Annotated in this window: 8 protein-coding genes and 1 pseudogene; 2 read left to right on the top strand and 7 right to left on the bottom strand. The window is 71.1% G+C overall.

The genetic code is table 11. The features are described from left to right. From CA984_RS39750 to CA984_RS39740, 3 genes and pseudogenes are all read right to left on the bottom strand, one after another. Positions 1–545: pseudogene (locus CA984_RS39750) on the bottom strand (PucR family transcriptional regulator); the annotation flags it as partial. Continuing rightward, on the bottom strand, positions 545–1,345 hold the full coding sequence (locus CA984_RS39745; RefSeq protein ID WP_086578528.1) for an ABC transporter permease subunit: 801 nt from the start codon (positions 1,343–1,345) through the stop codon (positions 545–547). The pseudogene CA984_RS39750 and the gene CA984_RS39745, both read right to left, overlap by 1 nt. Next, complete coding sequence (locus CA984_RS39740) at positions 1,326–2,234, bottom strand: ABC transporter ATP-binding protein (protein ID WP_086578527.1); 909 nt, start codon at positions 2,232–2,234, stop codon at positions 1,326–1,328. Before CA984_RS39740 ends, CA984_RS39745 begins: the two co-directional genes overlap by 20 nt. Before the next feature lie 179 nt (positions 2,235–2,413). Between CA984_RS39740 and CA984_RS39735 the strand changes: the two genes are divergently transcribed. Further along, a complete protein-coding gene (locus CA984_RS39735) occupies positions 2,414–3,247 on the top strand; it encodes a patatin-like phospholipase family protein (protein ID WP_086578526.1) in 834 nt (277 codons plus the stop codon). 39 nt (positions 3,248–3,286) lie between these two features. After that, positions 3,287–4,321, top strand: coding sequence for a 1-acyl-sn-glycerol-3-phosphate acyltransferase (locus CA984_RS39730; protein ID WP_086578525.1), 1,035 nt, complete (start codon positions 3,287–3,289; stop codon positions 4,319–4,321). 85 nt (positions 4,322–4,406) lie between these two features. Here the strand turns inward: CA984_RS39730 and CA984_RS39725 are convergent, their stop codons facing one another. The 4 genes from CA984_RS39725 to CA984_RS39710 form a co-directional block, all read right to left on the bottom strand. Beyond that, a complete protein-coding gene (locus CA984_RS39725; protein WP_086578524.1) occupies positions 4,407–5,576 on the bottom strand; it encodes a zinc-dependent alcohol dehydrogenase in 1,170 nt (389 codons plus the stop codon). Positions 5,577–5,586: 10 nt separating this feature from the next. Then, positions 5,587–6,519 carry an SRPBCC family protein gene (locus tag CA984_RS39720; protein ID WP_086578523.1) on the bottom strand — a complete coding sequence of 311 codons (933 nt, stop codon included), beginning with the start codon at positions 6,517–6,519 and terminating at the stop codon, positions 5,587–5,589. A gap of 677 nt (positions 6,520–7,196) precedes the next feature. Further along, positions 7,197–7,400, bottom strand: a complete 204-nt coding sequence (locus tag CA984_RS39715) for an SHOCT domain-containing protein (protein ID WP_086578522.1) — start codon at positions 7,398–7,400, stop codon at positions 7,197–7,199. Beyond that, on the bottom strand, positions 7,397–8,926 hold the full coding sequence (locus tag CA984_RS39710; protein ID WP_086578521.1) for a cobyric acid synthase: 1,530 nt from the start codon (positions 8,924–8,926) through the stop codon (positions 7,397–7,399). Before CA984_RS39710 ends, CA984_RS39715 begins: the two co-directional genes overlap by 4 nt. Positions 8,927–9,288 lie beyond the last annotated feature (362 nt).

Raw genomic sequence — 9,288 nt, 5'->3', positions numbered from 1 at the left:
CCCCTCGCCGGACCGCCTTTCATCCGCCCCAGGGGCGCCGAGCCGTCCTCCTCCGCGCCACCGTGCCCCGGAGCGCCGTACCCCGCCTCGCCGGTCCCCGGGGCTCCGCCCGCCGGGCCGTCGCTCACCGGCCCGGCGGGGCGGGCGACCGCGACCACGTAGGTCTCGGCCAGCCGGAGGCCGAAGTGCTCGGCCCGCTCGGCGAGCCGGTCGGCCCGCCCCTGGAGCAGGTCGTCCACGAACTCCCGGCGCGCCGCCTCCTCCTGACGCAGAGCCAGGCGCTGGGCGTTCTCGTAGCCCTCCATCAGGGCCGAGATCGTCCGTCTGAGGGCGGGGAGCGGGACCGGGACCACGGACTCGGCCATGAGCAGGGCGGCCTCGACGAGTGCGCGCAGCGGCACGCCCGACTCGGCGGCCCGCACGCCCGCCGCCCGGTAGCCGTCCAGCGTGTCGCGGTCGGGCAACCGCCCGGTCGCGGCGGCGGCCGTCAGAACACGGGGGTGCCCGCCGAGCAGGTCGGCGGGCACCCCCGGGACCTCGTCCATCAGACTCCTACGTCGCGCCGATCGAAGGCGAGGATCGCGGTCAGAAGCAGCACCACCGTCGCCCCCGCGAGGACCAGGTAATCACCGGTGGGGAAGCCCTGGTAGAGCGGCCTGCCGTCGAGGTAGTAGTGGAACGGCGAGATCCACCTGAGCCAGGAGATCGCGTCCACGTTCCTGCCCATGCTCTCGACGACGTAGCCGCCCACCGCGACCACCCCCACCACGGCCATGGCGATCCCCCTGCGTCCCGTGGCGGCGCCCACGGCGAGGGCCAGCGTGCCGAAGAGCAGGCTGAGCAGGAGGATCCCGGTGTGCCCGGCGAGGATCCGGTCGAACGCCACGTTCATGTCGACCGCGGACGACAGCGCCCACACCGCGAGGAACGTCACCACCGCCAGCCCCAGCAGGCCGAGGGCGAGGGCGGCGAAGCGCTCGAAGACCAGCCGCCTGCGGTCGACCGGCAGCGTGACGGTCAGCTCCAGCGTGCCGGACTCCTCCGGCTGCGCGAGCGCCCGGTTGCCGAGGATCGCGGCGCAGACGACGAACAGCATCGGTCCGAACAGCTGGTAGACGAGGCTGTGCAGGTAGCCGACGCCGCTGGTGAAGTCCTCCAGGCCGCCCATCAGGTCGCGCATGGCGCCGGGGAACTTGGCCAGCGCGGCCCGGCCGTACAGCTCGGGGTCCTTGGTGATGCTGGGGTAGAACGACAGGTACAGCGCGAAGAACGCGGTGATGCCGACCGTCCAGCCGACCAGTGACCTGCGGTAGTCCCGCAGGCTCTTAGACACCAGCACGGGCATGATGTCCCCCCTCCTCGCTGTAGTAGGTGAGGAAGATCTCCTCAAGATCGGGCTCGGCGCTGACCATGTGCACCACGGTGAACCGCGCCGCCGCCTTGACCAGCGCGTCGGGACGGCCGTCGATCGTGCAGCGGACGCTCGCGCCCTCCACCCGCAGATCCCGCACGCCCGCAAGGCCCTCGAACGCCTCGCGGGGCACCGGCGCGTCGAAGTGGAACTCCACCAGCCGCACCGCCTTCTCCCGCAACGCGGCGATGTCCTCCACCGCCACCAGCCGCCCGGCCCGGACGATCCCCACCCGGTCGGAGACGTTCTCCACCTCGGCCAGCACGTGCGAGGACATCAGCACGGTCCGCCCCGAGGCGCGGACCTCCCGGACCATCGCCAGGAACTCCTGCTGCACCAGCGGGTCCAGGCCGCTGGTCGGCTCGTCCAGGATCAGGAACTCCGGCTCGTGCATGAAGGCCTGGATCAGTCCCACCTTCTGCTTGTTGCCCTTGGAGAGCCTGCCCATGGGCGCCGACAGGTCGGCCTCCAGCCGCTCGGCCAGCGCGTCGATCCGTTCCCTGGACACACCGCCGCGCACTCCGCCCAGGAAGGCCAGGTAGTCCCTCGCCCTCTCCCTGCCCTCCAGGGCCAGCTCTCCGGGCAGGTAACCGATCCGGGCGCGCACCCTCGCGTCACGGGGGTCCGTGCCGAGCACGGTCACCCGGCCTCTGGTGGGCCGGATCACGTCGAGGATCAGCCTGATCGTGGTCGTCTTTCCCGCACCGTTCGGGCCGAGATACCCGAACACCTCGCCGGGACGGATCTCAAGGTCGAGATCCTCAAGGCCCCGGCGGTCACCGTAGAACTTGGTCAGTCCCTCGGTCCGCACTACCGCTGTCATGCCCCCGATGGTGACGGCCCGGCCCGGCTCCGGTCATGGCCGGACTCCGACAGTTGGCCCCTCGTTCGTTGCCCGGATCCGGAACTTCCCCCGGAACCCCCGCCGGCCGAACCCCCGCCGACTCCGGAGCCTGGCTCCGGCCCGCCACGCGGCCGTGAACGCCGGTCTATCGTTGGGCTATGAACGTGGACACGGCCTTCGTGCTCGGGGGCGGAGGCGTGCTCGGCGCCCATGAGGTGGGCATGCTGCGGGCGCTGGACGAGGCGGGCGTCAAGCCGGATGTGATCGTCGGCACGTCCGTGGGCGCGCTGAACGGCGTCATGCTGGCGGCCTCCCCCGGCGACGCGGTCGCCGGCCTGACCGGGCTGTGGCAGTCCGACGTGGTCCGCACGGCCTTCGCCGGGTCCTGGATGACACGGATCTCCACCCTCGCCAGGACCGGCACCCACCTGCACTCCTCCGACCCGCTGCGCCACCTGCTGGCCGAGATGCTCCCGGTCTCCCGCATCGAGGATCTCGCGGTGCCGTTCCAGTGCGTGGCCGCCTCCGTCGAACACGCCTCCGCCCACTGGTTCACCGAAGGTCCCGTGGTCGACGCGGTGATCGCCTCCTGCGCCGTCCCCGGCCTGCTGCCTCCCGTCCGCATCGGCGACGGCCACTTCCTCGACGGCGGCCTGGTCCACAGCATCCCCGTCGGCCGTGCGGTCGCCCTCGGAGCCCGCCGCGTGTACGTCCTGCACGTCGGCCGGATCGAACGGCCCCTGGTCGCCCCGCGCCGCCCGTGGGAGGTCGGCCTGGTCGCCTTCGAGATCGCCCGCCGTCACCGCTTCGCCGAGGAGATGGCGGCCCTCCCCGCCGACATCGAGGTCCATGTCATGCCCGCCGGCGGCGACGCCCGCCCCGGAGTGGATCTGTCCCAGCTGCGTTACCGGGATTCGTCACGTATATCTGGGTACATCGAACGCGCCTACCGGGCCTCGTCCCGATACCTGGCTCAGCAGTCGCCCGCCTGAGCAAGGTCGTGCAGGGCCCCTCCCAGGAAGGAGACCGCCGTGCTCCCTCCCCGCTTCCTCCGCCGCCTGATCCTCGCCCCCCTCCTCATCGTGCTCACCGTGGTCGCCGTGGTCACGCTTCCGATCTGGCTGCTGGTGGTGGCGGCGGCCTCCCTGCGCCTGCCGCCCCCGCAGCGGCGCGGCACCCGGCTGGTCTGGTTCGCGGTGGCGTGGCTGACCCTGGAGTCGATGGCGCTGGTCGCCTGCCTGGGCCTCTGGGTGGCCGGCGGGTTCGGCGGGTGGCTCCACCGCGACGAGCACCAGGAGCGGCACTACGCCCTGATCCGGTGGTTCCTGTCACGGGTGTACGGCGCCGCCGTACGGATCTTCCGCCTGAGCGTCGAGGTCGACGAGCCGCCGCAGACCCCCGGCGAGCTCTCCCGCCGCCTGACCCGCCCGGTCATCGTCCTGTCCCGCCACGCGGGCCCCGGTGACTCGTTCCTCCTCATCCACCACCTTCTCGTCCTGTACGGCAGGCGCCCGAGGATCGTGATGAAGGCGGCCCTCCAGCTCGACCCGTCCCTGGACGTGGTGATCAACCGTCTCCCCAACGCCTTCGTCCCCCGCAAGGTCGCCGAGAGCGGCGTCCTCACCGAGATCCGCCGCCTGGCCGCCGGTATGGACGCCGACGACGCCCTCGTGATCTTCCCCGAGGGCGGCAACTTCACCCCCAGACGCCGCTGGCGCGCCATATTCCGGCTGGAGGAGAAAGGCCTGGCGGAAGAGGCCTCCCGCGCCCGCCGCATGGAGCACCTCCTCGCCCCCCGCCCCAACGGGGCCATCGCCGCCATCGAGGCCTGCCCCACCGCTGACGTGATCTTCGTCGCCCACACCGGCCTCGACGATCTGATCACCCTCGGCGACGTCTGGCGCAAGCTTCCCGTCCGCGCCGAGATCAGGGCCCGGTGGTGGCGGGTACGGTCCGCCGACGTCCCACGTGACCGCGAGAGCCAGATCCGCTGGCTCTTCGACCACTGGGAGAAGATCGACGCCTGGATCTCCGAGAACCACCCCGCCCCGGCGACGAAGGCCTGACCACAGCCACTCGACCTGCGCCGTCGCCCGGACATCGATCACCTGGAGGATCGCTCCCGTACTCAACCTCTGCGGGTCAGCACGCCTACGGCGTGAGGATCACCTTGTTGCATTCCTCCTGCTTGTTCTTGAACATCTCGTAGCCGCGCGGGGCATCCTCCAGAGGCATGCGATGGCTGATGACGAAGCTGGGATCGATGTCTCCGTTGCGGATCCTCCCCAGCAGGGGCTCCAGGTATCGCTGCACGTGGCACTGGCCGCTCCTCAGCGTCAGCGACCGGTTCATCAACGAACCCATCGGGAACTTGTCGAGCAGGCCGCCGTAGACGCCGATCACGGAGACGGTCCCGCCGTTGCGGCAGGACATGATCGCCTCGCGCAGGGCGTGCGGCCGCTCGGTCTCCATCCGGGTCGCCTGCTTGACCCGGTCGTAGGCGTGCACGAGGCCCGTGGGGTGGTGGGCCTCCATGCCCACCGCGTCGATGCACCCGTCCGGGCCGCGGCCTGCGGTCATGTCCCGCAGCGCGTCGAGGATGTCGACCTCCTCGTAGTTCAGCGTCTCCGCGCCCGCCCGCTCGGCCCTCTTCAGCCGGTACGGGAAGCGGTCGATGGAGATGACCCGCTCGGCGCCCATCAGGAACGCGCTGGCGACCGCGAACTGGCCGACAGGCCCGGCCCCCCATACAGCGATGACGTCCCCGGGCTTGATGTCGCACATCTCCGCGCCCATCCAGCCGGTGGGCAGGATGTCGGACAGGAACAGCACCTGATCGTCCGGCAGGTCATCCTCGATCTTGATCGGTCCCACGTCGGCGAACGGCACGCGCGCGTACTCCGCCTGCCCCCCGGGGTAGCCACCGAGCATGTGGGAGTAACCGAAGATGCCCGCAGGAGAGTGGCCCATGAGCTTCTCCGCCAGGCCCGCGTTGGGATTGGAGTTCTCGCACACCGAGTACAGGCCGTGCTCGCAGGCGGCGCAGTTGCCGCAGGCGATCGGGAAGGGGACGACCACCCTGTCACCGACCCGCAGGGTCGACACCTCCGACCCCACCTCCACCACCTCGCCCATGAACTCGTGGCCGAGGATGTCGCCCTTCTTCACGGTCGGGATGTAGCCGTCGTAGAGATGCAGGTCGGAACCGCAGATCGCGGTCGAGGTGATGCGCACGACGGCGTCGCGGGCGTTCAGGATCCGGGGATCGGGAACCTCTTGGACTTCGACGGTGTTCCGGCCCATCCAGCAGGTGGCCTTCATCGGATTCTCCTTACCTCACGGGTTGGGCGGGACGCTGTATGAGCTGCCGCACCGCGCGGGTGCCCTCCGGGCTGCCCTCGGAGCGGACCACCTCGCCGGTCTCCACGACCTGCTTGAACCGGCGCAGGTCATCTCGGACCTGCTGCTCGGGATGCTCGCCCAGCAGCCTGGCCAGGGTCATGCCGATCTTGCCGCCCGGCGGGTCGTACCCGAGGTTCACCCGCATCTCCGTGCCGCGTCCGCCGGGAGCGTCGGAGAAGCGCACGGAACCGCTGTTGCCGACGAGAGCGCCCTCCGTGGAACGCCAGGCGATCAGTTCGCCGGAGCGGTCCTCGACGATCTCCGCCTCCCACTCGACGGTCTTCTTCAGAGGTGCCCTCGCCTTCCAGCGCGAGCGTCCACCGCCGACCATCTCCACCGACTCCAGATGCGCCATGAAGCGGGGGAGGTTCTCGAAGTCGCGCCAGTAGCGGTACACCTCCTCGCGGGGGCGGTTGATCGTGATGGCCGCGTGAAGGTTCATGGTGCGCTCATCCCTTCCGTCTTCCCCTCGGTCCTCGTGGGGCCGGTTCGCGCGTACCGCGGTGTACATGTCGACGGCCGTGATGCCGGCGACCGCCGCCGTGACGGCTGCGACGCGGCCGCGTCTCCGGCCGGCGCGGTTGGCGAGCGCCTGGCCCAGCGCCGTCAGGTCCAAGGCGTCGCCCGCGACGCGGGTCCATACCCAGGAGGCAGGGTTGCGGCTGCCCAGCAGTACCGCCGCGTGAAACAGCTCTCGCGCACCCACCAGCAATATCGTGCCGCGGGCCCGGGCCGAGTCGTCGACGCCGCTGAGCCTGCTGACAGCGCCCGGCGCGGCGACCTGTACCACGCCCAGGCCCAGGCTGGCCCAGCCCAGCGCACGGGCGAGACGGTCGGTTGTACGGTCGTGTCCTTCGCTCATGTTGCCCCCACATGGCTGGTCGCTTCTCGATCTCGGCCCCCGGGCGCTCCTGCCGCTGCTGCGCCGCCTGCGGCGCGGACGCCGTCCATCCCGGACGATCGTCGTCCAGCCGGCGGCGGACCTACTGGGTAATCACAGGAAGTACCCCGCTGACCTGGAATAACGCGGATTACCTGAATCATCGGGAACTTTGCGACCGCCTCATTACGCGGCGCGCCTTCTCACAGGGTGTCGGCACAGTCAAGACCGGCCTCACGATCCCGCTGCCCCGGCTGCGGTTGAACCTCGCCCGCGCCCACAGGTAGCCGGCCGGCGCGAAAGCAAGGCACCGGGACACGGCGGTGCCGACCGGGGCGCCTGTCGGCAGCCCGTGCGGCATCTCGGTCACGGGGGTGGGGTGCAGGGCCGGTGCTCGGCGGACCGACGCCCCCCGTCGGCACCGGAGAGTTCCGAGAAGTTCCGAGGAGTGCCGAGGGGCCGGTCCGCAGGGGCATCCGCGCGGACGGTGAAAAACCGGGAGATCCAGGCACCGACGGACGGCCGCAGCGAGACGATCCGGCGCGACCGCCCGGCATCGCTCAGGGCCGCCGGCTACGCCCGGCTGCCGCAGATCCCCCTGGTGCTCCAGCCCCCCGGCGCTCCGTGCCCTGAAGGTAGGCCGCGGGGCGGGTGACCCCCTACCAGTCCTGGGAGAGGCCGGACATGCGGCGGAGGTATTCGTCCTCGTCGATCTCACCGGCCGCGTAGCGGCGTTTCAGGATCTCGCGAGGTTCCTCCAGGACGGGCTTGCGCGCCCTGGACGCGCGGAACACCAGCGCGGCGCCGAGGACCACCGCGGCGATCACGGCCATGATGAAGAGGATCAACACCACCCGGGTCATCTCTCACCTTCCATGCTTCTAGTGTGCGAGAAATCCGGTGCGCCGCGCGGAGCCCCACCAGGAGGCAGGAGGGGCAGGCCCCGCGGCGCGCCGTCTTCCAGAAGCCCCAGCAGGGCTGCGGTGTCCACATGATGTTCGATCAGGTCGCCGAGGGCGTCCAGCCGCTCCTCACGCAACGCGGCGAAGGAGACGTCCGGGGCCGGGGTGAAGTCACGGCCGGAGACGGCCGCCACGTCGGCGAGGAAGGCCCGGCGGAAGTCGTCGTTCTCCAGGGCTCCGTGCCAGGTGGTACCCCAGACCGAGCCGGCCCGGCAGCCGTCCAGGAAAGGGTCGCCGCCCTCTGCCGTCACGACGCCGTGATGGATCTCGTAGGCCGCGACGCGGCAGCCGTACGCCTCGCCGACCGGGCGGCCCAGCGTCTTCTCTGCGGCGAACTCCACCGTCGCGGGCAGCAGCCCGAGCCCCTCGACCCGGCCTGCTCCGGACTCGACGCCGTCGTGGATCGTCCGGGCGAGCATCTGGTAGCCGCCGCAGATGCCCAGCACGACCCGGCCTCGCAGCGCGTCGGCCAGGCCGGTGGCGCGCAGCCAGGCCAGGTCGGAGACCGTCGCGCGGGAGCCGGGCAGTACCACCAGGTCGGCGTCGTCCAGCTCGGCCGGGGAGGTCACGAAGCGGACCACCACACCGGGCTCGGAGGCCAGGGCGTCGACGTCGGTGAAGTTGGAGATGCGCGGCAGCCTGACCACCGCGACCCGCAGGGTCTGCCTGCCGTACGGCGTGCGCGCGCCGATCGCCGGCCGGTTGTCCAGGGCGAGGGAGTCCTCGACGTCCAGCCACAGGCCGTCCAGCCAGGGCAGCACGCCGTACACCTCGCGGCCGGTCAGGTCCCTGATCATGTCGAGACCGGGTTCGAGGAGCTCGCGCGCCCCCCGGAACTTGTTGATCACGAACCCGGCGATCAGCACCTGGTCCGCCGGTTCCAGCAGGGCCACCGTCCCGTACAGCGAGGCGAAGACCCCGCCCCGGTCGATGTCGCCGACCACGATGACCGGCAGGCCCGCGGCACGGGCCAGACCCATGTTGGCGATGTCGCCCCTGCGCAGGTTGATCTCCGCCGGGCTGCCCGCGCCCTCGCAGACCACCACGTCGTAGGTGTCGCGCAGCCGCTCCAGCGCGTCCACGGCGACCTCGCGGAGCCGGTCCTTGACATCCCAGTACTCCATCGCGTCGACATCGGCCAGCGGCCTGCCCATGACCACGACCTGGCTGCGCCGGTCACTGCCCGGCTTGAGCAGGATCGGGTTCATGTCCGCGCTGGGCTCCAGACCGCACGCGGCGGCCTGCATCGCCTGGGCCCTGCCGATCTCGGCGCCGTCGGCGGTGACGAAGGAGTTGAGTGACATGTTCTGCGCCTTGTACGGCGCGACCTTCACGCCCTGCCGGGCCAGCCAGCGGCAGATCCCGGCGGTGACGACGCTTTTACCGGCGTCGGAGGTGGTGCCGGCGACCAGTAGGGAGCCCCTCACGCGCCCACCGGCCACGGCCCGGCGGACAGCGCGGCGGACGGCCCGGCGGACGCGGTTCCGGAAAGGACGGAAAGGACGGAAAGGACAGGGCCAGGGCCGTCAGGACCGACCAGGACCACGGGCAACTCCTCGGATGGATCGACAATCATGGTGCCCAGCATGACGCGCGCCATGCCGCGACGCCCAATCAGGTCAGGCGATCATCCGCTCAGACACCACACCACCCACCTGAGCCCCGCACCACCTGTCCGGGCCCCGCGCCAACCTGCTGAGCCTCGCACCACCTGTCCGGGCCCCGCGCCAACCTGCTGTGCCTCGCACCACCAGCCCGGACCCCGCACCCACCTGCTGAACCCCGCACC

The organism is Streptosporangium minutum (genome assembly GCF_002149035.1).
GTDB classification, from domain to species: domain Bacteria; phylum Actinomycetota; class Actinomycetes; order Streptosporangiales; family Streptosporangiaceae; genus Streptosporangium; species Streptosporangium minutum.
The sequence above is the reverse complement of the archived record's forward strand: the minus strand, read 5'-3'. Positions and strand labels throughout refer to the sequence as shown.